General features: G+C 66.7%; 29 protein-coding genes and 1 tRNA gene. 12 read left to right on the top strand and 18 right to left on the bottom strand.

From position 1 onward, the window contains the following. Positions 1 to 4 precede the first annotated feature (4 nt). Entirely contained in the window at positions 5 to 403 is a 399-nt protein-coding gene (locus ACVCNR_RS03340; RefSeq protein WP_354192063.1) for a SpoIIAA family protein, read from the bottom strand. A 109-nt stretch (positions 404 to 512) separates the two neighbouring features. Between ACVCNR_RS03340 and ACVCNR_RS03335 the strand changes: the two genes are divergently transcribed. Together ACVCNR_RS03335 and ACVCNR_RS03330 are read left to right on the top strand one after the other, a co-directional pair. Continuing rightward, the gene (locus tag ACVCNR_RS03335) at positions 513 to 1,256 is read left to right on the top strand and encodes a pyridoxine 5'-phosphate synthase (protein WP_447073820.1); all 744 of its coding nucleotides are present in this window, start codon (positions 513 to 515) and stop codon (positions 1,254 to 1,256) included. 95 nt (positions 1,257 to 1,351) lie between these two features. Beyond that, positions 1,352 to 3,271: a potassium transporter Kup gene (locus tag ACVCNR_RS03330; RefSeq protein ID WP_354192065.1), complete on the top strand. Its 1,920-nt coding sequence runs from the start codon at positions 1,352 to 1,354 to the stop codon at positions 3,269 to 3,271. Positions 3,272 to 3,287: 16 nt separating this feature from the next. On the opposite strand, the gene ACVCNR_RS03325 is transcribed toward ACVCNR_RS03330, so the two are convergent. Together ACVCNR_RS03325 and ACVCNR_RS03320 are read right to left on the bottom strand one after the other, a co-directional pair. Then, positions 3,288 to 4,133: a hypothetical protein gene (locus tag ACVCNR_RS03325; RefSeq protein ID WP_447073819.1), complete on the bottom strand. Its 846-nt coding sequence runs from the start codon at positions 4,131 to 4,133 to the stop codon at positions 3,288 to 3,290. 15 nt (positions 4,134 to 4,148) lie between these two features. Next, positions 4,149 to 4,907, bottom strand: coding sequence for a hypothetical protein (locus tag ACVCNR_RS03320; protein WP_354192067.1), 759 nt, complete (start codon positions 4,905 to 4,907; stop codon positions 4,149 to 4,151). Between the two features lie 213 nt (positions 4,908 to 5,120). Between ACVCNR_RS03320 and ACVCNR_RS03315 the strand changes: the two genes are divergently transcribed. The 4 genes from ACVCNR_RS03315 (at position 5,121) to ilvC (ending at position 8,843) form a co-directional block, all read left to right on the top strand. Beyond that, complete coding sequence (locus ACVCNR_RS03315; RefSeq protein ID WP_354192068.1) at positions 5,121 to 5,459, top strand: hypothetical protein; 339 nt, start codon at positions 5,121 to 5,123, stop codon at positions 5,457 to 5,459. A 200-nt stretch (positions 5,460 to 5,659) separates the two neighbouring features. Then, positions 5,660 to 6,928, top strand: a complete 1,269-nt coding sequence (locus ACVCNR_RS03310) for an FAD-dependent oxidoreductase (RefSeq protein ID WP_447073818.1) — start codon at positions 5,660 to 5,662, stop codon at positions 6,926 to 6,928. A 203-nt stretch (positions 6,929 to 7,131) separates the two neighbouring features. Further along, positions 7,132 to 7,773: a TetR/AcrR family transcriptional regulator gene (locus ACVCNR_RS03305; RefSeq protein ID WP_354192070.1), complete on the top strand. Its 642-nt coding sequence runs from the start codon at positions 7,132 to 7,134 to the stop codon at positions 7,771 to 7,773. Between the two features lie 50 nt (positions 7,774 to 7,823). Further along, positions 7,824 to 8,843, top strand: coding sequence for a ketol-acid reductoisomerase (ilvC, locus tag ACVCNR_RS03300; RefSeq protein ID WP_354192071.1), 1,020 nt, complete (start codon positions 7,824 to 7,826; stop codon positions 8,841 to 8,843). Between the two features lie 74 nt (positions 8,844 to 8,917). On the opposite strand, the gene ACVCNR_RS03295 is transcribed toward ilvC, so the two are convergent. Next, positions 8,918 to 9,379 carry a BA14K family protein gene (locus ACVCNR_RS03295; RefSeq protein WP_354192073.1) on the bottom strand — a complete coding sequence of 154 codons (462 nt, stop codon included), beginning with the start codon at positions 9,377 to 9,379 and terminating at the stop codon, positions 8,918 to 8,920. Between the two features lie 159 nt (positions 9,380 to 9,538). Here ACVCNR_RS03295 and ACVCNR_RS03290 point away from each other — a divergent pair, with 159 nt between their 5' ends. Both ACVCNR_RS03290 and ACVCNR_RS03285 read left to right on the top strand, forming a co-directional pair. Further along, the gene (locus ACVCNR_RS03290; RefSeq protein WP_354192074.1) at positions 9,539 to 10,651 is read left to right on the top strand and encodes an endonuclease/exonuclease/phosphatase family protein; all 1,113 of its coding nucleotides are present in this window, start codon (positions 9,539 to 9,541) and stop codon (positions 10,649 to 10,651) included. A 10-nt stretch (positions 10,652 to 10,661) separates the two neighbouring features. Continuing rightward, positions 10,662 to 11,375 carry a hypothetical protein gene (locus tag ACVCNR_RS03285; RefSeq protein WP_447073817.1) on the top strand — a complete coding sequence of 238 codons (714 nt, stop codon included), beginning with the start codon at positions 10,662 to 10,664 and terminating at the stop codon, positions 11,373 to 11,375. Positions 11,376 to 11,393: 18 nt separating this feature from the next. Here ACVCNR_RS03285 and ACVCNR_RS03280 read toward each other — a convergent pair whose 3' ends face one another. The 3 genes from ACVCNR_RS03280 to ACVCNR_RS03270 are packed head-to-tail and all read right to left on the bottom strand — an operon-like array spanning position 11,394 to position 14,620. Further along, a complete protein-coding gene (locus tag ACVCNR_RS03280) occupies positions 11,394 to 12,614 on the bottom strand; it encodes an ABC transporter permease (protein WP_354192076.1) in 1,221 nt (406 codons plus the stop codon). Next, positions 12,611 to 13,324 (bottom strand): ABC transporter ATP-binding protein, encoded by a 714-nt coding sequence (locus ACVCNR_RS03275; protein WP_354192077.1) that lies wholly within the window; start codon positions 13,322 to 13,324, stop codon positions 12,611 to 12,613. The genes ACVCNR_RS03280 and ACVCNR_RS03275 overlap by 4 nt, the downstream gene beginning before the upstream one ends. 3 nt (positions 13,325 to 13,327) lie before the next feature. Then, positions 13,328 to 14,620 (bottom strand): efflux RND transporter periplasmic adaptor subunit, encoded by a 1,293-nt coding sequence (locus ACVCNR_RS03270; protein WP_447073816.1) that lies wholly within the window; start codon positions 14,618 to 14,620, stop codon positions 13,328 to 13,330. A 117-nt stretch (positions 14,621 to 14,737) separates the two neighbouring features. On the opposite strand from ACVCNR_RS03270, the gene ACVCNR_RS03265 reads away from it, so the two are divergent. After that, on the top strand, positions 14,738 to 15,637 hold the full coding sequence (locus ACVCNR_RS03265; RefSeq protein WP_447073815.1) for a PhzF family protein: 900 nt from the start codon (positions 14,738 to 14,740) through the stop codon (positions 15,635 to 15,637). A gap of 222 nt (positions 15,638 to 15,859) precedes the next feature. After that, a tRNA-Lys gene (locus ACVCNR_RS03260) sits at positions 15,860 to 15,935 on the top strand. A gap of 62 nt (positions 15,936 to 15,997) precedes the next feature. Here the strand turns inward: ACVCNR_RS03260 and ACVCNR_RS03255 are convergent. After that, complete coding sequence (locus ACVCNR_RS03255; protein ID WP_354192080.1) at positions 15,998 to 16,315, bottom strand: hypothetical protein; 318 nt, start codon at positions 16,313 to 16,315, stop codon at positions 15,998 to 16,000. A gap of 310 nt (positions 16,316 to 16,625) precedes the next feature. On the opposite strand from ACVCNR_RS03255, the gene ACVCNR_RS03250 reads away from it, so the two are divergent. Continuing rightward, positions 16,626 to 17,171 carry a DUF2478 domain-containing protein gene (locus ACVCNR_RS03250; protein WP_354192081.1) on the top strand — a complete coding sequence of 182 codons (546 nt, stop codon included), beginning with the start codon at positions 16,626 to 16,628 and terminating at the stop codon, positions 17,169 to 17,171. Between the two features lie 34 nt (positions 17,172 to 17,205). Here ACVCNR_RS03250 and cobT read toward each other — a convergent pair whose 3' ends face one another. Genes cobT through cbiE form a run of 7 tightly spaced genes read right to left on the bottom strand, consistent with a single transcriptional unit; the run spans position 17,206 to position 23,482 of the window. Then, complete coding sequence (gene cobT / locus ACVCNR_RS03245) at positions 17,206 to 18,216, bottom strand: nicotinate-nucleotide--dimethylbenzimidazole phosphoribosyltransferase (protein WP_447073814.1); 1,011 nt, start codon at positions 18,214 to 18,216, stop codon at positions 17,206 to 17,208. A 24-nt stretch (positions 18,217 to 18,240) separates the two neighbouring features. Then, positions 18,241 to 18,996 carry an adenosylcobinamide-GDP ribazoletransferase gene (gene cobS, locus ACVCNR_RS03240; RefSeq protein ID WP_354192083.1) on the bottom strand — a complete coding sequence of 252 codons (756 nt, stop codon included), beginning with the start codon at positions 18,994 to 18,996 and terminating at the stop codon, positions 18,241 to 18,243. Further along, the gene (locus tag ACVCNR_RS03235) at positions 18,993 to 20,312 is read right to left on the bottom strand and encodes a cobyrinic acid a,c-diamide synthase CobB (RefSeq protein ID WP_354192084.1); all 1,320 of its coding nucleotides are present in this window, start codon (positions 20,310 to 20,312) and stop codon (positions 18,993 to 18,995) included. Before ACVCNR_RS03235 ends, cobS begins: the two co-directional genes overlap by 4 nt. Further along, positions 20,309 to 21,115, bottom strand: coding sequence for a uroporphyrinogen-III C-methyltransferase (gene cobA, locus ACVCNR_RS03230; protein ID WP_354192085.1), 807 nt, complete (start codon positions 21,113 to 21,115; stop codon positions 20,309 to 20,311). Before cobA ends, ACVCNR_RS03235 begins: the two co-directional genes overlap by 4 nt. After that, positions 21,112 to 21,876 carry a precorrin-4 C(11)-methyltransferase gene (gene cobM / locus ACVCNR_RS03225; RefSeq protein ID WP_447073813.1) on the bottom strand — a complete coding sequence of 255 codons (765 nt, stop codon included), beginning with the start codon at positions 21,874 to 21,876 and terminating at the stop codon, positions 21,112 to 21,114. The genes cobA and cobM overlap by 4 nt, the downstream gene beginning before the upstream one ends. After that, positions 21,873 to 22,259 (bottom strand): cobalamin biosynthesis protein, encoded by a 387-nt coding sequence (locus ACVCNR_RS03220; protein WP_447073812.1) that lies wholly within the window; start codon positions 22,257 to 22,259, stop codon positions 21,873 to 21,875. The genes cobM and ACVCNR_RS03220 overlap by 4 nt, the downstream gene beginning before the upstream one ends. Beyond that, positions 22,256 to 23,482 (bottom strand): precorrin-6y C5,15-methyltransferase (decarboxylating) subunit CbiE, encoded by a 1,227-nt coding sequence (gene cbiE, locus ACVCNR_RS03215; RefSeq protein WP_447073811.1) that lies wholly within the window; start codon positions 23,480 to 23,482, stop codon positions 22,256 to 22,258. Before cbiE ends, ACVCNR_RS03220 begins: the two co-directional genes overlap by 4 nt. Between cbiE and ACVCNR_RS03210 the strand changes: the two genes are divergently transcribed. Continuing rightward, complete coding sequence (locus ACVCNR_RS03210; protein ID WP_447073810.1) at positions 23,481 to 24,242, top strand: cobalt-precorrin-6A reductase; 762 nt, start codon at positions 23,481 to 23,483, stop codon at positions 24,240 to 24,242. The two genes, cbiE and ACVCNR_RS03210, sit on opposite strands and share 2 nt — an antisense overlap. On the opposite strand, the gene ACVCNR_RS03205 is transcribed toward ACVCNR_RS03210, so the two are convergent. The 3 genes from ACVCNR_RS03205 to ACVCNR_RS03195 are packed head-to-tail and all read right to left on the bottom strand — an operon-like array spanning position 24,209 to position 26,363. Then, complete coding sequence (locus ACVCNR_RS03205) at positions 24,209 to 24,970, bottom strand: precorrin-3B C(17)-methyltransferase (RefSeq protein WP_447073809.1); 762 nt, start codon at positions 24,968 to 24,970, stop codon at positions 24,209 to 24,211. The genes ACVCNR_RS03210 and ACVCNR_RS03205 overlap by 34 nt on opposite strands. Continuing rightward, positions 24,967 to 25,734, bottom strand: a complete 768-nt coding sequence (locus ACVCNR_RS03200) for a precorrin-2 C(20)-methyltransferase (protein ID WP_447073808.1) — start codon at positions 25,732 to 25,734, stop codon at positions 24,967 to 24,969. The genes ACVCNR_RS03205 and ACVCNR_RS03200 overlap by 4 nt, the downstream gene beginning before the upstream one ends. Continuing rightward, positions 25,731 to 26,363: a precorrin-8X methylmutase gene (locus ACVCNR_RS03195; protein ID WP_447073807.1), complete on the bottom strand. Its 633-nt coding sequence runs from the start codon at positions 26,361 to 26,363 to the stop codon at positions 25,731 to 25,733. The genes ACVCNR_RS03200 and ACVCNR_RS03195 overlap by 4 nt, the downstream gene beginning before the upstream one ends.

The following is a 26,363-nucleotide window of genomic DNA, read 5'->3' as shown; positions in this document are numbered from 1 at the left end:
GGTTTCAGGCGGTGTCGCGCGGTTGCGCGCCGAGCCAATGCCAGGCCTCCGCTTCCTCGCCGGCAGGAAAGTGCCTTATCTCCGCGCCCTCGGGCAATTCCGAACCCAGCAGACCGGTCCAGTCCGGCCCACCGACGCTGGCGCAGCGTTTCACATGCCGCAGCGCCGTTTCTCGACCCTGTTCGAATGTCTGGGGTGAAATCTCCGCCCATTGGGCGCCCTCGAAGTCGGTCAGCCGGACCAGCACGTCGATATGCGGATGCAGCGCATAGGCGGCCTCGAGCAGGCCATAGAGGTTCTCGGCGTCGGCCGGGGTGACCTCGCCCACGATGTCGACGGCGAACAGGTCGTCCCTGTTCGTCTCGAGGCGGCGGATGGCCGGGACTTCTTCGAGGAAATTCATGTGCGCTCCTTCCGGAAAATCCATTTCCAGACTGGAACACACAAATCTCCTGTCTGTTCCCGACAAAGCGGCTATAGATGCCATCCCAAACGCATCGGGAGGTGAGGAAATGCCGGTCAAGCTGTCGGTCAATCTCAATGCCGTGGCCATGCTGCGCAACCGTCGCGACCTGCCCTGGCCGAGCGTGACCGGGTTGGGCCGCCTCGCGCTGGCGGCCGGCGCGCACGGGCTGACCGTGCATCCGCGCCCCGACCAGCGGCATACCCGCAATTCCGACCTGCCGGAGCTGCGCGCGCTGATCGATGACGAGTTTCCGCAGGCCGAGTTCAATATCGAGGGCTATCCGACCGAAGATTTCCTGCAGCTCGTCGAGAAGAACCAGCCTGAGCAGGTGACCTTGGTGCCCGACGATCCGGCACAGGCTACCTCCGACCATGGGTGGAACTTCGTGGAGCAGTCCGCGTTCCTCATTCCGATCGTGAAACGATTGAAGCAAGGGGGAGCAAGGGTATCCCTGTTTTCGAATCCAGAAACGGAAGGCCTGTCGGCCGCGCGCGATACCGGCGCCGACCGGGTCGAGTTCTACACGGGCCCTTATGCGAGTTGCTACGCCGATCCCGAACGCATGGCACGCGAACTGGAAAAGCTTGGTCAGGCAGCGGATGCGGCGCTGGAACTGGGCCTGGAGGTGAATGCCGGCCACGACCTGGTGGTGGCCAATCTGCCGGCGCTGGTGCAGCGGATTCCGCGGCTGGCGGAGGTCTCCATCGGTCACGGATTGACGGCCGATGCGCTGGAATTCGGCATGGCAACAACGGTCAAACGCTTCCTGAAAGCCTGCGGCTGGCCGTGACGCGCCGCGTGCAGTCGCGGTGCAAAGGGGAGAGAAGCACTTGATATTGCGCCGCGGCAAGAGTAGAGCACCGCGCGCTTAACGGAGTTCTTTCCATGGCCGTTGCCGATAGCGGTAGCGAGGTCGAGTCCGCCATCCAGGCCGGTCACCCCGAACACAAGCCCCACAGCACGCCCTACATGATGCTCGCCGCGCTGGGCGTGGTCTATGGCGATATCGGCACCAGTCCGATCTATGCTTTCCGTGTGGCGCTGGGCGCGGCTTCGGCCGCGGAAACCGCATCGCGCAACGACATCCTCGGCGTGCTTTCGCTTATCATCTGGGTGCTCACCATCGTCGTGGCGGTGAAGTACATGATGTTCGTGCTGCGCGCCGACAACAAGGGCGAGGGCGGCACGCTGTCGCTGATGGCGCTGGGCCGCTCCGCCTTCCCGACGCGCCCCGCGGTCATCCTCGGCATCGGCATGGTGGGTTCCGCGCTGTTCTATGGCGACGCGGTCATCACGCCCGCCATCTCCGTGCTTTCGGCGACGGAGGGGCTCACCATCATCGGCGATGGTTTCGGTCCCTATATCGTGCCGCTCACCGTCGTCATCCTGTTGATCCTGTTTTCGGTGCAGCGCTTCGGCAGCGGCGGCGTGGCCATCATCTTCGGACCGATCACGCTGATCTGGTTCCTCGCCATCGGTTTTGCCGGGCTTCGCCACATCATCCATGATCCCGAGATCCTGCTCGCGATCAATCCGCTCTACATGCTGCGCTTCCTCGGCCATGAGCCGGTGGTGTCGCTGGCGATCATCGGCGGCGTGTTCCTGGCCGTCACCGGCGCGGAGTCGGTCTATGCGGACCTTGGCCATTTCGGCCGCAAGCCGATCGTGCTTGCCTGGTTCTGGGTGGTGTTCCCTTGCCTGCTGCTGAACTACCTGGGGCAGGGAGCTTTCGTGCTGGCCCATGAAGGCCATGTCGGCCACCCATTCTTCCAGATGAACGACGGATGGCTGCTTTACGTGATGGTGGCCTTGGCGACGGCGGCGACCGTCATCGCCAGCCAGGCCGTCATTACCGGCGCATTCTCGCTGACGCGCCAGGCGGTGCAGCTCAACATGCTGCCGCGCATGGAAATCCGCCACACCTCGGAGCGCCAGTCGGGCCAGATCTACATGCCGCGGGTGAATTTCCTGATGGCCGTCGTGGTTCTTCTTCTGGTTCTGGGCTTCCGTGAATCGGAAGGCCTTGCGTCCGCCTACGGCATCGCGGTCACCGGCGTCATGCTGGTCACCACCACGCTGTTCTCCATCGTCATGATCCGCATCTGGAAATGGCCGCTTTGGGCCTCGCTCAGCCTGACGGCGCTGTTCGGCCTGATCGAATTCGGGTTCCTCGTCACCAATGCCATGAAGGTGAGGGACGGCGGCTGGGCTTCGCTGGTGGTGGCGTTCATGGTCGTCGTCGTCATGGTGACATGGGTGCGGGGATCGCGCCTTTTGTTCGAGAAGACACGCAAGAACGAGGTGCCGCTGGAATTCCTGGCCGGCAATCTGGCCAAGAAGCAGCCGCAACTGGTGCCCGGCACCGCCATCTTCCTGACCAGCGATCCGCTCAGCGCGCCCACCGCCCTCATGCACAGCCTCAAGCACTACAAGGTGCTGCACGAGCAGAACATCATCCTGTCGGTGGTGACCGCGCCGCAGCCGAAGGTGCCCGACAGCGAACGGGTGAAGCTGGAAGCGATCAACGACCTGTTCATGCGCATCACACTGACCTTCGGCTACATGGAGCAGCCGAACATTCCGCGCGCGCTGGCTTCCTGCCGCAAGCAGGGCTGGAAGTTCGACATTATGACCACGTCGTTCTTCCTGTCGCGGCGTTCGCTCAAGGCCGCTGCCGGTTCCGGCATGCCGATGTGGCAGGACAGGCTGTTCATCGGGCTGGCGCGCTCGGCGGCGGACGCGACGGAATATTTCCAGATTCCCACCGGCCGCGTGGTGGAAATCGGCACGCAGGTGGCGATCTAGGCCCGGGTAGCGGCCGTCAGTCGGTTACCGTCATCTTGAAGAAATCGCCCTGGATCTCGAATTCCTCGACACCGGTGGCCGTCGCCGTGAAGACGATGGCGCGGGCCGGGGTGAGACCCTGGCAGAACTTGCTGAAGCGGCGGGCCAGCCCGCCATCGGAGAAGGTGCCTGTACGCAGAACGGGCAGGTCCGATTCCACCAGCTCCCAGTCGCGGGGCAGTTTTCCGCAATCGCTGCGCTCGGCATAGATCGGCCGCGATTCGCCGAGCTTCATCGCCACCACCGGCCTGAACGGGATGATCGGCGCATCGTCGGCCGGACCGGCCCATGGCCGCCAGCCGGACGCGGTGACGAGCGAACCGGCCGTGGCGCCGATTGCCAGGAGGACAATGCCACCCAATGCGGCCTGCAGCGCCGAGAAGCGCTTGCGGCCGAACCGTTCGGAGCCGAGAAGCGCAGGCTGACGGAACGGGGCCGGCATGGGATGAACGATGGCCGGCAGCAATCCGCCACGCGGGGCAGGGTAAGGCGCGACCGGCGCCGGCAGGCCTGACCGGACCTTGTGGTCGATGTCGCCGGCTTCCCTGTAGAGCCTGTTCCAGAGGTCCTGGGTTGCGGGATCGTCGGCCACGTTGAGCAGCTTCGCCAGCACTCGCAGATTGCCGGGGCGTGGCAGATGGCGGCCGGAACGCCAGTTGTTGAGGTTGCGCATCGCCGTTTCGAACTGGCGCTGCCCCTTGCTGGCGGTCAGCGCGCAATAGGCGCTGGCAAGCGTGGCATCGTCATAATAGCCGGCGCGGTTGCACAACTCGTCGAACAGCAGGTGCCAATACGGAAATGCGGTGCCGTCGAGTTCCCCCATTCTTCCCCTCGCTCCTCATCTGCTCAGGCTGGCCGGATCGGTGACGAAGATCTTGACGAAATCGTCGAGCAGGCGAACCTCCTCGACGCCGGCCGTCTTGGCAGTGAAACGAACGGCCCGCACCGGCACCACGCCATTGCAGAAATTGCTCATCTTGCGGGCAAGGCCGCCGTCTGAAAAAGCGCCGAGGCTGCTGACCGGCACGCGCGGCATGGTGTAGGTCCAGTCCGGAACATTGCCGCCGTCGCAATCGCCACGGTCGCCATGGATGAGGCGGCTTTCGCCGACCAGCATCCGGACCCGCGCGTCGTAGCCGATGACCGGCAAGTCCCGGTAGGGATCGACCGACAGCCAGCGGAAGCCGGTGACGGCCACCACGGCCGTGGCTACCACCGCCCCGGTCCACAGCAGCCGGCGGCGGGTCGCGGGTGCCCTGTCCGGTTTTGCGTCGGCCGCGTTCTCCTGCTGGTCCGGCAGGGTGCGGCCACGGGCGGCGGCATAGAGAAGGTTCCATTGCCGCAGGAGCCCGGGATCGTCAGCCACCCGCAGCAGTTCGGCAAGGATCATGAAATTGCGGCGCAGCGGCAGATGCCGCCCGAGCCGCCAGTTGCGCAGGTTCTTCTCCGCCGCGTTGAAATCCTCCTGCGCGGCCTTGCCGGCGCGGCGGCAAAGCTGGCTCGCCAGCCTGGCGTTGTCGACATAACCACGGCTGTTGCACAACTCGTCGAGCAACATATGCCACTGGTTGTAAGTGCTCCATTCCTGGCGCTGCATGCCTTGTGCACCCCGCGCTGCCCATAAGGCGATTTAAGAAGCGATTCATGGAGATAGCAACCGAGATTGCTCTCGTTTTTCCGTATTTTCCGGCGATTGGCGGACTTTTCGTTTTGCTCGCGCAGATTGATTTGGCACGCCTGAAGGGCCACCGCCGATGTTTGCCTGGCTCCGGTGGACCAACTTCCAGGCGTAAAAGAGGGGCTTACCGAGATGCGAAACGCGATTGTTGTTGGAGCCATGCTGATCCTGTCGGGGTGCGTGACGCCGACCAATGCCGACAAGACCGTCGAGATGCGGGTGGGGGAAACCAGGCACCTGACCGCCTATCGCGGCAATTCCTGCGGCGCCGGAGCGCCCAGCTATGCGGAAATCGTGGGCCGCCTGCCGAAGTCCTCGATCGTCAGATATTCCGATGGGGGGCTTTCGAGCCGCGTCAGCCGGGATTGCGGCAAGCGCGTGCCGACGCGGGCGGTGAACGGCACCGCCATCGCGCCCGGGTCCGAAGGCCATCGCTATCAGTCCGGGACCGTCGCGATCGTCGTGAAATAGGCTTAGGCGCGCGGCGAAGGTGAAAAGGGGGAAGTGCGGGGGACGACCGGGCGGCGCGGCAATGCGCCGCCCGGTTTCGTTTCCGGTGCGGTTGTGGCGACGCAGGGCTTCGTTGTATCCCGCTTGCAACACGCATCCGAAGGACATGATCCGGCAACCGGCGGTGCGGAAGTGGCATCGCCGGGCAGGGCAGGTTTAACGTGCGGGCAGGATTGTCTATCGCCATTGCGGGGGCGGGGCCGGCGGGCCTTGCGGCCGCGCTCTACCTGCACCGGGCCGGACACAAGGTCACCCTGTTCGAGCGGTTCGAGAAGCCGGTCCCGGTCGGTTCCGGGCTGATCCTGCAGCCGACCGGGCTCACGATCCTGCACGACCTCGGATTGTTCGGAGAAATCGCCGCGCTGGGCAGCCGGATCGACCGGCTGCATGGCACGGACGCGCGCTCGGGCCGCACCGTGCTCGACGTGCGCTACCGGGCCTTGCCCGGCGGTCGCTTCGGGGTGGCGGTGCACCGCGCCGCGCTTTTCGGCGTGCTTTATCGCGCCGTGCTGCGCGAAGGCATCCCGATCGAGACGGGCATCGAGATCGAAACGCTCGATGTCGGCGAGGTTGCGGCGCTGGAGGACGACGGCGGGCGCCGGATCGGGTCGTTCGACCTGGTTGTGGATGCCAGCGGCACGCGCTCTAAATTGCGGCGTCATGCGGATGTGCCGGTCGAGCCGAAGCCGCTGGCCTATGGCGCCTTCTGGGCGTCGCTGGACTGGTGTGACGAGGGCTTCGACGCGCGTGCCCTGCTGCAACGCTACGACAGGGCGCGGGTGATGATCGGCGTGCTGCCGATCGGTCGGGCTGAGCCGGGCGGTGACAGGATGGCCGCCTTTTTCTGGAGCCTCAAGCCGGACGATGCCGAGCGTGTGCGCGCTGCCGGCCTCGAGGCGTGGAAGGCGCGGGTGATCGACCATTGGCCGGAATGCACGGCCTATGTCGACCAGATCGCCAGTTTCGACCAGCTTTCGCTGGCGCGCTACGGCCACCACACCCTGCCCATTCCGGCGGGGCGGCGGCTGGCCGTGATCGGCGACGCCGCCCATTCGACCAGCCCGCAACTGGGGCAGGGGGCCAACATGGCGCTGCTCGATGCGGCGGCACTTGCCCATGCCCTAAGGGAGAAAGCCTCCATCGAGGATGCGCTGGCCACCTATGCGCGGGCGCGGCGCTGGCACATACGCAGCTTCCAGATGCTGTCGCGGCTGTTCACACCGTTCTACCAGTCGGATTCGCGGCTGCTGCCGTTCATGCGCGACAGCGTGGTGGCGACGGCTGCGAGGATACCGCCGGCGCCGCGCATCCTCGCCGCGCTGGTGGCCGGCACGATTGTCGATCCGTTGCGCGGGATCGGGCTTGCCGAAGCGGACTGGAACCGGGTTGCGGAGGCACCGGCCGGACCTGTGACCGCCGTGGCGGACTGAACCGGTTGCAGGCTTATGAGCGGCTGTGGCGTTTCAAGCCCGGAAAGATCGATCCGCACGCCATCACCCTCTTGCCTTCCCGCCGGCGATGGGGCATAGCAGGAACCGTAACGTACGGTACTGGTCTGCATGCTGGCTGTGCGGGTCGGGAGAAGGGCATCGGCGGGATTCCCTGGGCACCGGCACCGAATGTGGAAAGAGGCGTGAAGCAAGTGGACGGGCAGGAAGAAGGGCAGAAGCTGACGGAGCGCCAGAAGGACGTTCTGGACACGGCTCTGCGCCTGCTGGTCGAGGACGGCGACAATCTCACCATGGCCGCCGTGGCGCGCCGGGCGAGATGCTCCAAGGAAAGCCTCTACAAATGGTTCGGCGACCGCGACGGGCTGCTGACGGCCACGGTGCGCTGGCAGGCTTCGAAGGTGCGGGTGGTGCCGGTGGACCAGGGCCGCCTGGATCTCATCTCGCTCACGGAAAGCCTGGAGGGCTATGCCCGCGACTGGCTCAAGGTGATCTCCAGCGACACCTCCATCGCGCTCAACCGGGTGGCGATCAGCCATGCCGGATCGGGGCGCGACAGCCTGGGCGAGATCGTGTTGCAGAACGGCCGCTTCGCGCTGGCGGCGCGGCTGAAGCCAATTCTCGATGCCGGCAAGCGGGCCGGCCTTCTTGTGTTCGAGGATGCCGAGACGGCGTTCAGGACGTTTTTCGGGCTGGTCGCGCGCGATGTGCAGATCCGGCTCCTGCTCGGCGACTGGCCGGGCATGACGGAAGCCGCGATCGGGGAAGACGCGGCGCGCGCCACCAAACAGTTTCTTGCCCTGCACGGGGCCGGGAAGGGTCAATAGGCCAAGCAACCCATCAACAGGCGAATCCATAAACGGGAAGGATTTCTACAATGCGTGTCTATTACGATCGCGACGCCGATCTGAACCTCATCAAGGGCAAGAAGGTTGCCATCGTCGGCTACGGCTCGCAGGGCCGCGCCCATGCGCTCAACCTCAAGGATTCCGGCGTCAAGGAAATCGCCATCGGCCTGAAGGCCGGCTCGGCGACCGCCAAGAAGGTCGAGGCCGACGGGCTCAAGGTGATGACGGTTGCCGATGTGGCCAAGTGGGCAGACCTGATCATGATGGCCGCGCCGGACGAGTTGCAGGCCGACATCTACAACGGCGAGATCGCCGCCAACATCCGCGATGGCGCTGCGATCGCCTTCGCCCACGGCCTCAACGTGCATTTCGGCCTCATCGAGCCGAAGTCGACGGTCGACGTGCTGATGGTCGCCCCGAAGGGCCCCGGCCACACCGTGCGCGGTGAATACCAGAAGGGCGGCGGCGTGCCGTGCCTGGTCGCGGTGCATCAGGATGCCTCCGGCAACGCGCTCGACCTTGGCCTGTCCTACGCCTGCGGCGTCGGCGGCGGCCGTTCGGGCATCATCGAGACCACGTTCAAGGAAGAGTGCGAGACCGACCTGTTCGGCGAGCAGGCGGTTCTGTGCGGCGGTCTGGTCGAACTGATCCGCGCCGGTTTCGAGACGCTGGTGGAAGGCGGCTACGCCCCCGAGATGGCCTATTTCGAGTGCCTGCACGAAGTGAAGCTGATCGTCGACCTGATCTACGAGGGCGGCATCGCCAACATGAACTACTCGATCTCCAACACCGCGGAGTGGGGCGAGTATGTGTCGGGCCCGCGCGTCATCACCGCCGAGACCAAGGCTGAGATGAAGCGCATCCTCAACGACATCCAGACCGGCCGCTTCACCTCGGAGTGGATGCAGGAGTACCGTTCGGGCGCTGCGCGCTTCAAGGGCATCCGTCGCATGAACGACGCCCACCAGATCGAGGAGGTCGGCGCCAAGCTGCGCGGCATGATGCCGTGGATCTCCAAGAACAAGCTGGTCGACAAGGCCAAGAACTAAGTCGTTCTGCTCCATAAAAAGCGAAGGCCGGCGATAACCATCGCCGGCCTTTTTCATGGGCGGACAGGGAAGGCTCAGCCGTAGGGCGACCTGCACTGGCGGCGCGGTCCGTAATAGGGCTGGAAGGTATTGTCCCAAGCCCGGTAGGAGCGGTAGCGGTTATAGCACCAGCGCACATGGGCATTGCCGGCCGGGCGATAGTAGCGGCGCGGCTCGACGTAACGGTAAGCCGGTACGCCAAGGCCGAGGCCCAGGTAGAAGCCCGAGCCGCGATAATGAGGCCGGTGATAGTAGGGTCGGTAGTGATGCCGGCGCCAGCGTCGGTTTTCACGATAATGGTGACGGCTCCAGTGACGCGGCGGTGCTCTGCGCCAGCGGTGGTCCCGCACCTGGATCAGGTCGTTGGCCACGCTGGCGGCAGGCACGGCAGGCGCGTTGACAGGCGCCGGGCCGGCAACGGCCGGAACCGACAGCATGCCGGCCAGGCACAGGGCGGCAAGGCCGGCCTTCAGGGGAGAGGAAAGAAGCGTTTTCATGTGCCACTCCAAATGATCGAGCAGCCCCCGCGCCGGATCGATCGGGATGGGCCGCAGGATGACGTTTGGTCAATGAACGCAGGATGAACGGCGACGGTTCCGCACCGGGCCTATTTCAGCCCTTGTGTTCCCCGCCGCTTGCGGGCAATTGTCGCTGCCATGTCGCTGCGCCTTGCCACCTTCAATGTCGAGAACCTGATGAACAGGTTCGATTTCTCCGGTTTCCGCAATCAGCTCAATCAGGATCGGACGCTGGCCTTGTTCGACATCAGGAGCGAGGCGGAATATCGCGCGCTGGAGCAGGCCCGCGCCATCGCCCATTCCGACGATACGCGCCAGCTTACGGCCCTGGCGATCGCGGCCGCGCGGGCCGACATCATATGCATGCAGGAAGTCGACAATGTCGAGGCGCTGAAGGCGTTCGAATACGGCTATCTGTTCAAGATGGTGGGGCAGGGCTACCGGCAGAAATACACCACGGCGGGCAACGATTCGCGCGGCATCGACGTGGCGCTGATGATGCGTGACGAGACCGCGCACGGCCAGCCGATCGAGTTCGTGCGCATGACCAGCCACGCGCATCTGACCTTCGGCGAACTCGGCCTCCATACGCCCGAACTGGCGGCCCTTGGCCAGGAGCCGCATGAGCGCATCTTCCGGCGCGATTGCCTGGAGATCGACCTCAAGATCGGCGGCAAGCCGTTCACCCTCTATCTCGTTCATTTCAAATCGATGGGCAGCCCGCGCAACGGGCTCGACGGCCGTCAGGCCACCATGCCGATCCGCTTTGCCGAGGCCCGCGCGGTGCGCCACATCATCGAGCAGCGCTTCGGCCGGGAGCACGCGCCGAACAGGCGCTGGGCAATCTGCGGCGACATGAACGACTACCGCCAAAGGATCGTGATCGATGGCGAGGGGCCGTCCGACTACCGCTTTGAAGTGCGCGACGAGCCCGTGTCCTGCCTCGACGTTCTGCTTCAGGACGGGTTCTGCGAGAATGTCGTCGAGCGGCGGCCGGAGATGGACCGCTGGACGCTCTACCACACCCGCGGCCCGCTGGAGCGGCACCTGTGCCAGCTCGACTACATCCTGGTGTCGCGGTCATTGGCCGAGGACAATGCCGGCGCGATACCCGACATCATCCGCAACGGCCAGCCATGGCGCACGCCCTTTCCGCCAGGGCAGGAGGTCGACCGCTTTCCGCGCGCCGGCTGGGACCGGCCCAAGGCCTCCGACCATTGCCCGGTCGCGGTGACGCTGGACATCGTGTGAGGCTTTGGCCGTGAGCTTCAACCTGCCGCCGAACGTGATCCTGCCGGTCGACGAGATCGACGTGCGGCTCGATCCGGCTCCGCATCCTTTCGAGCGCGACAATGCCGAGGCCATCGCCGCCGGCTGGGCGGAGCAGAGCGCTGGCAATCCGGCCCTTTTCGACGGCACGATGGTGCTGCTTTCGACGCTGACCTACGACAAGGGGCGGCTTTCCGGCATCTGCCATGCGGTGCGCTACTCCACTTTCCTGCATTGGCGGCGCCATAGCGATACGCATGGCGCCCACCATGCTTTCGCCCATGCCATGCCGGTGTCGGGCGACGGGGCGCTGGTGGCGATCCGCATGGCGCCGCATACGCTCAACGCCCATAGGGTCTACTTCGCGGCCGGATCGTTCGAGCCGGAGGATTTTGTCGGCGGCCAGGTCGACATGCACCGCAACATGGCGCGCGAGGTGGCGGAGGAAACCGGCCTTGACCTTGATGCGGCGCAGGCCGAGCGCCGCCACCATCTGATCTCGACCCAGGGCGGGGTGGTGATCTTTCGCCGCTACCGGTTCGCACAAACGGCGCAGGCGCTCGCCGCTCATATCCGGGGGCACATCGCGGCCGATCCCGATCCCGAGATCAGCGAGCCGATCGTCATTGCCGATTCGGCGGCGCGGCCTGCCGGGCTGATGCCCTATATGCCGGCCCTGATCGACTGGCATTTTTCGAACGTATAGGAACGGGCAGGTTCCGCCTCATTCGTGCCGGAGCGCGTCGATCGGATCGAGCCGCGCGCCGCGAAGCGCGGGGAAGAAGCCGAACACCATGCCGATCAGCGCCGAGAAGCCGACGGCGAGCAGGATCACGGCCGGGCTCGGTGCAAAGGGGATGACAAGGGCGAATGCCGCCGCTCCCGCCAGCGACAGGCCGAGCAGGATGCCAATGATGCCGCCGAGCAGCGACAGCACCGTCGCCTCGACGAGGAACTGGATCAGGATGTGCTTTTCCTGCGCGCCGATGGCGAGCCTTATGCCGATCTCGCGCGTGCGCTCGGTGACCGACACCAGCATGATGTTCATGATGCCGATGCCGCCGACCAGCAGGCTGACGCCGGCGACGGCGCCCAGCATGCCGGTCATGGTGGCCGTGGCGCTCGCCATGGTGTCGGCGATCTGGGTCATGTCGCGGATGCCGAAATCGTCCTCGCCGTCGGGCGGGATGCGGCGCACGTCGCGCAGGATGTTCTCCATGCGCGCTTGCAGTTCGGTAGTGGGCACCGCTTCATCGGCCGACACATAGATGTTGTCGACGTTGCGGTTGCCGGCGATGCGGCGCTGGTAGGTCAGGAGCGGCATCAGCACCACATTGTCCTGATCCTGCCCGAAGCCGGTGTAGCCCTTGGGTTCCAGAAGGCCGATCACCTTGCAGGTGCTGCGGTTGACGCGGATCAGCTCCCCGTCCGGGTCGCCGGCGCCGAAGAACTGCTGGCGCACCGTCTCGCCGATCAGGCACACGCCGGCGCCGCCGCGCGTTTCCTGCTCGGTGAAGGGGCGGCCCGAGGCCAGCGTCCAGTTGCGCGCCTCGAGGAAGGCACTGTCGGTCCCGGTCACCGAGGCGGTCAGGCTTTCGGTGCCGTAGATGACCCGCACCTGCTTCTGCGAGGCGGCCGAGATGGCGCGCGCGCCGGTGAGCCGCGTGGACAGCGCCTGGAACTCCTTGTCGCCGAGCCTGCGGCGCTGGCTCCAGTCCGCGCCGCCGGGCCCGCCCGGGCCGGCGGGGCGGCCGGGATGAACGACCAGCAGGTTCGAGCCGAGCTGGGCAATGTCCGACTTGACCTTCTCGGTGGTGCCGGAGCCGATGGTGAGCATGGCGATGACCGCCGCCACGCCGATGACGATGCCGAGCAGGGTGAGGAAGGAGCGCAGCGCGTTGCGGCGCACCGAACGCAGGGCGAGGCGGACGGTCTCCCAGATCATGACGCCATCCTCCGCGCCGCGTTGCGCAGGTCGGATTCCACCTTGCCGTCAAGGAAGTGAATGGTGCGCTGGGCATAGGCGGCGATGTCGGCCTCATGCGTGACCATGACGATGGTCAGCCCGTGCTCCTCGTTGAGGCGCGTCACCAGTTCCATGATCTCATGGCTGCGCGCGGTATCCAGGTTACCTGTCGGCTCGTCGGCCACCAGCAGGGTGGGGCGGGTGACGATGGCGCGGGCGATGGCGACGCGCTGCTGCTGCCCGCCGGACAGTTCGGCCGGCGTGTGATGTTCGCGGCCCTGCAAGCCGACTTCGGCCAGCGCCTGCATGGCGAGCGCGCGCCGCTCGCCGGCTGCAACGCCGCGATAGATCAGCGGCAGCTCGACATTCTCGGCCGCCGTGGTGCGCGCCAGCAGATTGTAGCCCTGGAAGACGAAGCCGATATAGAGGTTGCGCAAAAGGGCGCGCCGGTTGCGGTCCAGCCGGCCGGCATCGACGCCCATGAAGGAATAGGTTCCGGCAGTGGGCGTGTCGAGGCAGCCGATGATGTTCATCGAGGTGGATTTGCCCGACCCCGAGGGGCCCATGATCGAGACGAATTCGCCACGGTCGATGGCGAGGTCCACGCCGGCCAGGGCATGGACGCGCGCCTCGCCTTCGCCATAGGTCTTCCAGACCTTGTCGAAGCGGATGAGCGGTGAGGAGGACATGGCCTATCCCCGCTGCTGCTGGGCGGTGATGACCAGATCGCCTTCCGACAGTCCCGACAGGATTTCGGTCAGTTCGCCATTGGTGGAGCCCATGCGCACCCGAACCGGCTGCGGCTCGCCGCCCTTCAGCACATAGAGCATGCGGGTGCCGTCGGCCTCGCCCTGACGGCTCTGCTGGCTGCGGCGTTCGCGCGGCCCCATGCGGCCGGTGAACATGGAAAGCACGCTCCAGCCTCTTTCACGCTGCTCTGCCATGGGCCGGTAGCGGAAGGCGGCGGTGGGCACGGTGAGCGCATCCGTCGCGTGCTTGGTGACGACGGTCACCGTTGCGGTCATGCCGGGGCGCAGCAGGAGTTCGTCGTTCTCGACCTCCAGCCGCGCGTCGTAGGTCACGACGCCGTCGGTGGTGACCGAGGCATAGGAGATGTCGCGGATGGTCGCGTCGAAGCGGCGGTCGGGGAAGGCATCCACGGTGAAGCGCGCCTGCTGGCCGTCCTTGACGGTGCCGATGTCTGCCTCGTCGATGGCCGCCTTCAGCTCCATCTTCTTCAGGTCGGCGGCAAGCACGAACAGGACCGGGGCCTGGAGCGAGGAGGCGACGGTCTGGCCGGGGTCCACCGAACGGGTGAGCACGACGCCGTCGATGGGTGCGTAGATGGTGCTCTTGGCAAGGTCGGTCTGCTGGGCCTTCAGGTCGGCCTCGGCAATCGCCAGATTGGCCTCGGCGCTGTCGAGCGCGCTGCGGGCGCGGTCGCGCGTGGCGGTGGCGGCTTCCAGCGCCTGCGCGGTCGCCATGCCGCGCTTGGTCAGCGCGTCGGTGCGCACCAGCGCCTGCTCGTTTTCCTTGAGCGTCACCGCCGCGTCGTCCACCTTGGCCTCGGCGGCCTTGGCGGAAGCCTTGGCCCGCTCGATCTGCACCTCAAGCTTCGAGGTGTCGAGGGTCGCCAGCACGTCGCCCTGTTTCACTTCCTGGTTCTCGACCGCGGAAACCGAGCGCACGATGCCGGAAAGCTCGCTGGAAATGTCCACCTGGGTCAGCGGCTGCAAGGTGCCGGTGGCCGAGACTTCGATGACGAGGTCGGACCGGGTGGCGGGTTGCGTGACATATTCGATGCGGGCCGTGCCCGCGGAAAAATAAGAATAGCCGGCAAAAGCCGCCGCGGCCACCGCCAGCGCCAGCACCGCATAGACAAGCGGCCGCCGGCTGCGTTTCGTCACGCCCTTGCCGTCGAGCCCGAGGCTGGCCTCGATGGCGGTCTCCGATTCCGCTTTCGGCGGATTGACAAACTGGTCCACGCCGGACCCCTATATTAGCCGTGACGTCCCTTACAAAAACACACATCAGGTGTTGGGGACTGAAATTCAAATTAATTTTCGCTCATGTTCCGTCGGTGCGGCGGGTGGAAACTGACAATGCAGGGTCGAAAATACCTCATCTACGATGTGTTTGCCGATACGGCGCTGAGCGGCAACCCGCTGGCCATCGTGCTCGATGGCGAGGGGCTGGAAGCGCAGGCGATGCAACGGATCGCGCGCGAATTCAACCTTTCCGAAACGGTGTTCGTGCTGCCGGCAGAGCAGCCGCAGCACCGGGCGCGGCTGCGGATATTCACGCCCGACTACGAAATGCCGTTCGCCGGCCACCCGACGGTGGGGGCGGCGGTGGCGCTGGCTGAGCAGGCAGGCAACGGCGCCAGCATCCTGATGCTGGAGGAGAATATCGGGCCGGTGCGCTGCGCGGTGCCGTCAGGCGGCGGCTTTGCCGAGTTCGATCTGGCGAAGCTGCCGGAACGGCTGCAATTCTCGCTCGAATCGGAGGCCGTGGGCGCCGCCCTCGGGCTCGGGCCGCATGAGGTGGGTTTCGAAAATCATCGTGTTTCGTTCTGGTCGGCCGGCGTCGGCTATGTGCTGGTGCCGCTGGCGGACCTGCAGGCGGCGGCGAAGATCGAGTTCGACAACGCCGCCTGGCTGGATATCGCGCCGACCGACGAAAGCGGCCAGCCCGCCAGCCTCTATGCCTATTCGCGCGAGACGAAATACAGGGACAGCGCTTTCCACGCGCGCATGTTCGTGCCCGGCACGCCCTGCTGGGAGGACCCCGCCACCGGTTCGGCCGCGGCCGCCTTCGCCGGGGCGATCATGCATTTCGACAAGCCGGGCGAGGGCATGTCGCGGCTGTGGATCGAGCAGGGGCTGGAGATGGGGCGCCCGTCGCGAATCCGTCTCGAACTCGATGTCGAAAACGGCAGTCTCGCGGCCGCCCGCATCGGCGGCCATGCGGTGAAGGTTGCGGAAGGACATATTTTCGTCTGACGGGTCCCTGCGCCGGTGCGAGGAAGTAAAATCCCTTGTAGCCTATTGTTTTTGCACATTTCCATAGGCCAAATCCGATTTGAACCGGCCATGGAAGTAGGCTGGCGGCCTGTCCGTCCCCATCTTCCTTGAATGTTTTCTCAGCGAAATATCAGGACAGGGGTAGACAGGCTCCATGGCGACGGTTATATGCGCGCCAACGTTGGTTTTACCAACGCCCGTGGGTGATTAGCTCAGTCGGTAGAGCAGCTGACTCTTAATCAGCGGGTCGTAGGTTCGATCCCTACATCACCCACCATTTCAATCACTTAGAGCCAGAAGTTCCTGCTGCGGTTGGCCACGGCCGTCACGTCGCGCTCGTCAGCACCGGCGCGCTCTTTCCGCGATCAGCGTGTTTCCTTGCCCTTGCAGGCGCTCGATCTTTGTCGTCTGCCTGCCCTTGATCGCGTCCACGCCTCTTTCCACGCCCGGCACCCAGAATGGCGGCTTCCAGTTGGCCACCTTTCCGCGCCGGACAGCCGTTGCGGTTATGTCCTTGGAATTGGCGCCGATGGCGTCGTCCAGTTCGGGGCAGGACGCAGCCTGGTATTGTGCCGGGTCCACGGAACCTCGCGCACACCCGCTGACAAGGGCAATGGCAAGCAGCAAGGCAGGCAGGATCGGGCAGGGCGATTTCATGTATCTGGCCTCTCAACACTCATGAAAGCCCACAAAGGCGCGAAGGTTCCCTCTTGCGGCCTGTCGGGCAGCCCGCGTGCAAACAGCCTGAAGTCGAATTGTGGCGGCGAGACGGCCCTGAACCAGCCGGTGGCGACGCTCGGCTGCATCTGCCGGCCGGGCGTGGGGCACGGCGGCTTTTGGCGCAAGGCTTAAAACAGTTTCAACCCCCGCCATGGTTGTGCGGCCCCTGCGACAGCCTGTCTTATGGAAAGGCTTGATCGTGGCCCCCATGGGTCCCATGATGACCGGTATTCGCAGGCAGGTGAACATGGCCCAGAACGCAATCGCAGCAATCGTCGGTGCCGAAACCGCGGCGATCCAGGCCCTTCTGTTGAACGCGGTGGCGGGTTGGCGTGCCGCAGGCCTCAAGGTTTGCGGTCTCATCGAAGAGGCGGACGGTCCCGCCGAAAGCCGTTGCAGCGCCGGCACGCTGCGCAACCTCGTCACCGGCGACCGTTTCCCCATGTATCTCGACGAGCCGCCGGCCCACACATCCTGTCACCTCGACGAGATGGGCGTGACCAATGCCGGCGAGAGCGCCCTCGACCAGATCGCCGGCAGCGATGTCGTGGTGCTGAGCAAGTTCGGCAAGGTGGAAGCGGTGGGCGGCGGCCTGTTCTGCGCCTTCGAGGCGGCGGGTGCGCTCGGCAAGCCGGTGATCACCTCGGTCGCGCCCAAGCATCACTATGCCTGGCAGCGTTTCGCCCCGGAAGCCTCGATCATCAAGCCGCAGCAGGGCGAGATCGACAATTGGTGGCAAGCGAGCAGCGCGGCGGCCGTGGCCTTGCGCGGTGCCGCCTCCAACGGGCGGTAAGGCAGACCGTCCCTTTCACATCCGCTTCTGCCGCTCAGCCTCCCGAGACACCGGCTTCGGCAAAGCTTGCCATGCGGGCATGGCACTCCAGCGCCGATCGCACGATGTTCACGGCAAGGCAGGCGCCTGAGCCTTCGCCGAGCCGCATGCCGAGGTCGAGCAAGGGCTTCAGCTCCAGTGCCTCAAGCAGGCGGCGATGGCCGGCCTCGGCCGAGACATGGGCGGAAAACGCATGCGCGAGGCCCTGCGCATGGAGCCTGGCCAGCGGCGCTACAGCGGCGGTGCATACGAAACCATCGAGCAGCACCGGCACGCCGCGATGACGCGCGGCCAGCGTGGCGCCGAAGATGGCGGCGAGTTCGCGTCCGCCGAGGCTGGCCGCCACTTGCAGCGGGTCGGCGAGCGCGGCCGAATGGCGTTTCAGCCCGGCCTCGATGGCCGCGACCTTGCGCTTCAGCCCGGCATCGTCGACGCCGGTACCGCGCCCGGTCCAGCCCTGCACCTCGCCCCCGAACAGGGCGGCGGCGATGGCAGCGGCCGGCGTGGTGTTGCCTATGCCCATCTCGCCGAAGCAGACGAGATCGAGATTTTCCTCGACCGTATCATAGCCGGCCGAGACGGCGGCAAGGAAATCGGCCTCATCCATGGCCGGCTCCTGCGTGAAGTCGCCGGTCGGCCGGTCGAGGTCGAGCGGAATGACGTCAAGCTCCGCGCCGGCCGCGCGGGCGAACTGGTTGATGGCCGCGCCGCCATGGGCGAAATTCGCCACCATCTGCACGGTGACTTCCGCCGGGAAGGCGGAAACGCCTTGTGCGGTGACGCCATGATTGCCAGCGAAGACGATCACCTTCACCCGCTCCAGCTTCGGCATGTCTTGGCCCTGCCAGCGCGCCAGCCAGCCGGCAATCTCCTCCAGCCGGCCGAGGCTGCCCTGCGGCTTGGTCAGTGTGTCCTGACGGCGCGCGACGGCCGCCTGCGCCGCCTCGTTTCCGGCCGGCAGATCGAGGCAAGCGCTGCGCAGTTCTTCAAGCGATTTGAAGGGCATGGAAAGGGAAGCTCCGGAAATGAGTCAGATGAAGGCGGTTGAAGCGGCCAGCAGGATGGCGATCTCGCCCAGTTGCTGGAGGGCGCCGGCGGTGTCGCCGGTCTGGCCGCCGATCTGGCGGCGGCACAGTGCGGCGAAGCCGACAATCAGCAGGACAAGCAGGATAAGCGCAGCGAGCGCGGCGCCGAGCCCGAGGACCAGAAGCGACACGGCTCCGATACCAGCGCCGAGCAAGGCACTCTCCTGCGAAACCGTGCCGGCGCTGGCCGAAAGCCCATCCGCGCGGGCCGGCGGCAGGACATGCATCAGCGCGGCGGGCAGGGCGCGCGAGGCGCAATGGGCGGCGATGAGGGCGGCGAACACCTGCGCTGGGCCGGCGAGAGCAGCCAGTGCGCTCCAGCGCAGCAGCAGGGAGACGACCAGCGCGGCCGTGCCGTAGGAGCCGATGCGGCTATCGCGCATGATCTCCAGCTTGCGCTCGCGCGTCGAGCCGCCGCCGAAACCATCCGCCACGTCGGACAGACCGTCCTCATGCAGGCATCCGGTCATCAGCATGGCGACGGCCAGCGCGAGGGCGGCGGCCGGGCCCGAGGGCAGGCCGAGCCACCCGCCAAGCGCATAGGCGGCGGAAGCAAAGATAGCGACTGCCAGTCCGGCAATGGGGGCGGCCCAGATCGCATCCGCCAGCGTGCGGTCGCGGAAATCGAGGTGCGGCAGCGGCAGCCGCGTGAAGAAGGCGAGGCAAAGCGCGATATCGAGCGGGTTGAGCCGGTCCCTCATGCGCCCGCCCGCGCTATGGCATGGAAGAAGGTGCCGCTGACATGGCCGCGCCGACCGCCGGACGGGCCAAGCGGGTTGCCCTGGCCATCGGCAAGGTCGGCAATGGGGCTGTCGTTGCCGGGGTCGGTGACCCGCGCATAGTGGAATTCGTGGCCCCGGATGGGGTCGTCGGCGCGGCCCAGCGGACAGTCGGCCAGAAGGTGCGCCTGCCGGTAGCCGAGGTTCATCTTGCGTTTGGCGAAGCTGGTGGTGTGGCCGAGCAGGCCGAGCATCCTGTGGGTGACGCCATCCGCATCTTCCAGAGCCTCGCCCAGCACCATGTAGCCGCCGCACTCGCCATGCACGGGTTTTTCCGCCGCGAACACTGCCATTCCGGCGCGGAAATTTTCGGCCGAGGCCAGCGTTCCGGCGTGCAGTTCGGGATAGCCGCCGGGCAGCCAGCACACGTCGCAATCGGGTCCTGGCGACTCGTCGGCCAGCGGCGAGAAGGGCACGATCTCGGCGCCTTCATCGCGCCAATGGCGGGCGACGTGCGGGTAGAGGAAGGTGAAGGCGCGGTCCTGCGCCAGCGCGATGCGCTGTCCCGGCGGGGGCAGGGCGCAGGCGAAATCTCCATCTTGCGGGCTTAGCGGGGCGGCCAGTTCGATAACCGCGTCAAGGTCGATGGAGCGTTCGGCCATGTCGGCCATGCGGTCGATGAAGGCCATCAGGTCGTCATGCTCGCCCGCCTGCACCAGCCCCAGATGGCGTTCCGGCATGGTAAGCGTCGGGTCGCGCTCGATGGCGCCGACCACCGGCAGGCCGAGCGCTTCCACCGCCTCGGCGCACAGGCGGCGATGCCGTTCGCTGCCCAGCCGGTTCAGCACCACGCCGGCAATGCGCACCTCCGGCCGGTAGGTGGCGAACCCCTTGGCAACCGCCGCGACCGTGGTGGACTGGCCGGACACGTCGAGCACCAGCAGCGTGGGGATGCCGTATAGCGCGGCGAGATCGGAAGCAGCGCCGGAACGGCCGGGCGTGCCCGGAATGCCGTCGAACAGGCCCATGGCGCTTTCCAGAACGACGATGTCGGCATCTTCAGCGGCGCGCCGTGCCAGCCCATTGAGCAGCGAGGGGGCCATGGCCCAACTGTCGAGATTGACGCCGGCAAGGCCAGTGGCGGCCTCATGGAAGCCGGGATCGATATAATCGGGGCCGGATTTTGCGCCACGTACGCGCAGGCCGCGCCGGGCCAGCGCCCGCAGCAGGCCGATGGTGACGCTGGTCTTGCCCGCGCCCGAGCGCGGCGCGCCGATGATGATCGCACGCGCTGTCATGGCTTGCCCGCCAGTTTGTCGCGCAGCGCCACGATGCCGCCGACCACGATGAGAGCCGGCGAGACGATCTGCGCGCGTTCCGCTGCTTCAACCAGCGTGCCGAGGGTGGCCACCACTGTGCGCTCTTGCGCCAGAGTGGCGTTTTCGATGAGCGCGGCCGGCGTGTCGGGCGAAAGCCCGCCGGACAGCAGGTCGGCCACGGTCGCCACCATGTGGGTAAGGCCCATATAGATGACGATGGGCTGGCCGGTGCGGGCAAGGGCCGCCCAGTCCGGCCGGTCATCCGAAACGGCTGCGAAACCGGTGGCAAGGATCACGGCGCCGTTGACGCCGCGCATGGTGGCGGGAATGCCGGCCGAAGTGAGACCGCCGAAAGCGGAGGTGACGCCCGGCAGCACCCGATAGGGAATGCCGGCTTCGGACAGCGCGCGGGCTTCCTCGCCGCCGCGCCCGAACACATAGGGGTGGCCGCCCTTCAGCCGTACCACCTTGCGGCCTTCCCGGCCGAGCTTCACCAGCAGCGCATTGATCTCCTCCTGCGGGATGGAGAGCCGGCCGCCGCGCTTGCCGACATAGAATTTCTCCGCCTGCGCGGCGACGGCGACGATCTCGGGCGACACCAGCGCGTCATGGACGAGGGCGTCGGCCTGCGCCAGCGCGCCCAGCACGTCGAGGGTCAGCAGGCGCGGGTCTCCGGGGCCGGCTCCCGCCAGCCAGACATGGCCGGGTTCCAGTACGCGCGGCTCGAAATCGAGACGGGCAAGCGCTTCGGCAAGCGCCGCCTTTGGCGTGTCGACGCTCATGCGCCCTCCCGGCCGCGGAAGCGGCGCTGATAAGTGGCATCGTAGAGCGCGCTTTCGGAGAAATCCTCGGCGGCCAGCGAGCGGCCGACGAAGATGATGGCCGAACGCTCGATGGGATCCTTGCCAAGTTCCTGCTCGATGGTCGCCAGCGTGGCCCTGACCACGCGCTGTTCCGGCCAGGAGGCGCGGAACACGACGGCCACCGGGCAATCCGTGCCATAAAGCGGGGTCAGTTCCGCGACCACCTGTTCGATGGCGTGGATGGCGAGGTGGATGGCGAGGGTGGACCCCGTGCGGCCGAAGGCGGCGAGCGTTTCGCCGGGCGGCATCTTCGAGGCGCGGCCGGAAATGCGGGTCAGCACGAGGCTCTGCGCGACTTCCGGAATGGTGAGTTCACGCCCGAGCGCGGCGGCGGCGGCCGCGAAGGAAGGCACGCCGGGAGTGAGTGTGTAAGGAATGCCGGCGCGTTCCAGCCGGCGAATCTGCTCTGCCACCGCGCTCCACACCGAAAGGTCGCCCGAATGCAGCCGCGCCACGTCCTGCCCGGCCGCGTGGGCGGCGCGATACTCGGCCTCGATCTCGTCGAGCGACATCGGAGCGGTGTCGACCAGCTTCTTTCCCGGTCCGCAATGCCGAAGCAGTTCGGGCGAAACGATGGAACCGGCATAAAGGCACACCGGGCAGGAGGCGAGCAGGTTCGCGCCGCGCAGGGTGATGAGGTCGGCCGCACCGGGCCCGGCGCCGATGAAATGGACGGTCACGGCTCTTCTCCGTTGACGGCGATGGCGCAGGTCACCGATCCATGCACGGAGCGGGGGCCGAGCAGCCGCGATTTCTGGCCTGCGGCGGCAAGGGCCGCCGTTTCCGAGACGGACGGCGTGCCGGCCGCGGACAGCGATGCGGCCGAGCGGGTCAGGCCGCGCAGCGAAACCAGTTGCAGGGCGGGCCCGTCGACAAGGAAGACGGGAAGGCGCAGCTTGTTTCCGGCTTCGATGATCGCCTGTTCACCGGCTTTAAGCTTGGCCGTGGCGAGGCCCGACAGCGAATCGGGCGACAGGCCGTAGGGCTCGAGTGCAGATTCCACCGCCGCCAGAACCTCCTGAAGCGAGACGCCCTTGCGGCATCCTATGCCGGCGACGATCATGACTTTTCCCAGCTCCACTGCGTGATCGGCATGGCCGGCTTCCATCCGGCCATGGTGCCGACCGGGGCCGCGCGCGCGACGGAAATGCGGGTGAGCGTGCAGCCCAAGCCGGCATGGCGGGCGATCAGCAGCGCTTCCAGTTCGAGCGTGACGGCATTGGCGACGAGGCGCCCGCCGGGGCGCAGCGCCTGAATAGCCGCGTCGAGAACGCCGGGATCGCTGCCCCCGCCGCCGATGAAGATGGCATCCGGCGTGTGGAGACCGGCCAATGCCTCGGGGGCAGCGCCGTGGATGACCGTCAGGTCCGGCACGCCGCAGGCGGCGGCGTTGCGGCCGATGCGTGCGGCGCGGGCCGGGTCGGCCTCGATGGCGATGGCGCGCAACGAGGGGTGCGCCAGCATCCATTCTATAGCGACGGAGCCGGAGCCCGCGCCGATGTCCCACAACAATTCGCCGCGCCTCGGGGCGAGCGCCGAGAGCGTCAGTGCCCGCACCTCGCGCTTGGTGATCTGGCCGTCATGCTCGAACAGATCGTCGGCGATGCCGGGCGTCAGCGGCAGGATGCGCGCTTGGGATTCCGATTCAATTTCCAGCGCCAGCACATTGAGCGGGTTGATTTTTTCGAGCTTGAAGGCGTCGGCGCGGGCGCTGCGGATGCGTTCGTTCGGGCCACCCAGTGCCTCCAGCACGGTGATGCGCGAGGGGCCGAAGCCGAGTTCGGCAAGCAGCGCCGCGATTGCCGCCGGGGCTTCGCCGTCCGAGGTCAGCGCGAGGAGGCGCGCGCGCGGATGCAGCAGCGGGCGGATCAGGTCGATGGGGCGGCCGTGCAGCGAGACGGTTTCCACCTCCTGCAAGGCCCAGCCCATGCGGGCGGCGGCGAGCGAGGTGGTGGATGGCGCGGGGATGGCGCGCATCTCTTCCGCCGGTATTTTCCGCGCCAACGTGACGCCGACGCCGTGGAAGAACGGGTCGCCTGAAGCCAGCACGCAGACCTTGCGGCCGGCAAGCGCAGCCACCTCGGTCATGGCCGTATCGAACGGTTTTGGCCATTGGCGCGCTTCGCCCTTGATGAGAGGAGCGGCGAGTTCCAGATGCCGGGCGCCGCCGAACACGAATTCGGCGGCTTTGATCGCCTGCTTGGCCTCTTCGCCGAGACCGGATATGCCGTCCTCACCAATGCCGACGATGGTGAGCCACGGGCGGGAAGGAGCCTCAGCCGACATGCGCATCCTCATTCTGGGCGGAACGACGGAAGCGCGGCAGGCAGCGGAAAAGCTCGCGGCCCTGCCCGAACTCGATGTCGCGCTTTCGCTGGCCGGCCGTACCGAAAATCCCGTTCGCCAGCCGGTGCCGGTACGCGTCGGCGGCTTCGGCGGCGCGGAGGGGCTGGCGCGACATCTGGCGGAACAGCGGGTCGATCTGCTGATCGACGCCACGCACCCTTATGCCGCGCGCATTTCCGCCAATGCGGCCAAGGCCGCGCAACAGGCGGGTGTCGCGATACTGGCGCTGCGTCGTCCGGGCTGGGAGCAGCGGGAAGGTGATCGCTGGACGTTTGCGGAAGATGTGACGGATGCGGTGGGAGCGCTCGGACACGCGCCGCGCCGCGTGTTCCTGAGCATCGGCCGGCAGGAGGCAGGCGCCTTCGCGGCTGCCTCGCAGCATTTCTATCTCGTCCGCAGCGTCGATCCGGTCGAACCGCCGCTGGCGGCTCCCGATGTGCGCTACATTCTGGCGCGCGGGCCGTTCGCGGAGGAGGCCGAGCTCGCATTGCTGGGGGAAAACCGCATCGATGCCGTCGTCTCGAAGGACAGCGGCGGGGCGGCCAGCTATGGCAAGATCGCGGCGGCGCGGGCGCTCGGTATCGAGGTGATCATGATCCGCCGGCCGGTGCTGCCGCAGGTGCCTTCCGCTTCCACCGTCGCCGAACTTGTCGAGATGGCGGTGGCTCATTTCGGCCTCGTCGCGGCGCGCGGCGTGTAGACCAGAGCGGGCTTTTCACCACGTTTTATGATGCGCGTCTCGGTCGAGCCGACGATGATGCAGGTGGCCATGTCGGCCATTTCCGGCTTCGCATCGGCCAGCAGACAGACCTGCATGCGCTCGTCCGGACGGCCGGCGGCGCGACCGAACACTACCGGCACCGTGCCGGGCAGGATGGCAGACAGCGTCTCGAAAGCGCGGCCGAGCTGCCAGGGGCGCGACTTGCTGATCGGGTTGTAGAGCGCGACGACGAAGCCCGCGCCGGCTGCCGCCAGCAGTCGCAGCTCGATCAGGTCCCAAGGCTTCAGGTTGTCGGACAGCGAGATGGCGCAGAAATCGTGACCGAGGGGCGCGCCGATGCGCGCCGCCACCGCCAGCATGGCGGTGATGCCCGGCACGATCTCGATGTCGAGCGCCTTCCATTCTTCCGGACCGGATTCGATCGCTTCGCACACGGCCGCCGCCATGGCGAAGACACCCGGGTCGCCGCCGGACACGACGGCGACGCTGTGGCCCTTGACTGCCTTTTCCAGCGCCTCTTTCGCCCGCGCCAGCTCCTCGCGATTGTCGGAGGCGATGCGGGTCTGGCCGGGCCTAAGGTCGAGCCGGTCGACATAGGGCTTGTAGCCGTAGAAGAAGGCGGCTTGCTCGACGGCGCGGCTGGCTTCCGGCGTCACCTGCGCTTCATTGCCGGGGCCGAGCCCGATGATAGCGAGGCGGCCGCTCATACCACCACTCCCGAAGCGCGCTCGCCGGGCCGGTTTTCCCAGCCGGCGACGAGGATGATGCTGAAATAGGGGGCGGCATCGTCAAGCTTGTCGGCGAGGCGCATCGACGCGCCATTGGCCATGGTGCCGCGCTCGACATAGACGGCCTTTTCCAGCCGGTTCGAGGCGGTCAGCGCGCGCCTGATCTTGGGCAGGTTGCGGCCCACCTTCATGATGACGGCAGCGTCGGTATCGGCAAGGCGGCGCACAAGCTCGGCCTCGCCCATGGTGCCGGGCAGGACGGTCAGCACGTCGTCGCCCTGCACGATGGGCTGGCCGGTGGCCGACCAGCAGCCCGACATGGCGGTGACGCCGGGGATGACCTCGGTGGGGAAGCGATGGGCGAGGCGCACATGCAGGTGCATGTAGGAGCCGTAGAACAGCGGATCGCCCTCCGACAGCACGGCGACGGTGCGGCCGGCTGCAAGGTGCTCGGCCACTTTTGCCGCCGACTCCTCGTAGAAGGCGAGGATCTGCGCCTTGTAGTCGGCATGATCCTTGTCGATCTCGGTGGTGACCGGATAGTGCAGGGGCAGTTCCACGGCGCCCGGCCTGATATGGCCCTCCACGATGGCGCGCGCGTTGCCGTTGGAATTGCGCTTGGCGAAATGCGCCACGACATCGGCTTCACCCAGCGCGCGCACGGCCTTCAGCGTCAGCAGTTCGGGGTCGCCGGGGCCGGTGCCGACGCCGATCAGCCGGCCGGTGGTTGCTTGCGCGCTCACAGGCCGGGCCTCGCCAGTGCGTTGAGAGCGGCGGCGGTCATGGCGCTGCCGCCCAGCCTGCCGCGCACGATTGCATAAGGCACGCCCCAGGAATTTTCCGCCAGCGCCTCCTTGGATTCGGCCGCGCCGACGAAGCCGACCGGCATGCCGATGACGGCGGCCGGTTTCGGCGCGCCGTCGCGGAGTTTTTCCAGCAGGTAGAAAAGCGCGGTGGGCGCGTTGCCGATGGCGACGACCGCGCCCGCCATACGCTCGCCCCACAGGTCGAGCGCAGCGGCGGAGCGGGTGTTGCCGATAGATGCGGCGATTTCGGCTGTTTGCGGATCGCGCAGCGTGCAGATCACCTCGTTGTCCGCGGGCAGGCGGGCGCGGGTGACGCCGCGCGCCACCATCTCGGCATCGCAGAAGATGGGCGCTCCGGCCTGAAGTGCCGCGCGCGCCGCCTCCACGAAGCCGGGACCGAAGGCGAAATGCCTTACCGCTTCGACATCGCCGCAGGCATGGATCATGCGGATGGCGATCTCGGCTTCCTTTGGTGAAAAGCGCGACAGGTTCGCCTCGGCGCGGATGATGGCGAAGGAGCGCTCATAGATGGCGTTGCCGTCGCGTATGTAATCGTAGGCGGTCAT

The sequence above is a fragment of the Aquamicrobium terrae genome (genome assembly GCF_052978165.1).
Note: the sequence above shows the minus strand (reverse complement) of the source record. Positions and strands in the feature narration are given on the sequence as shown.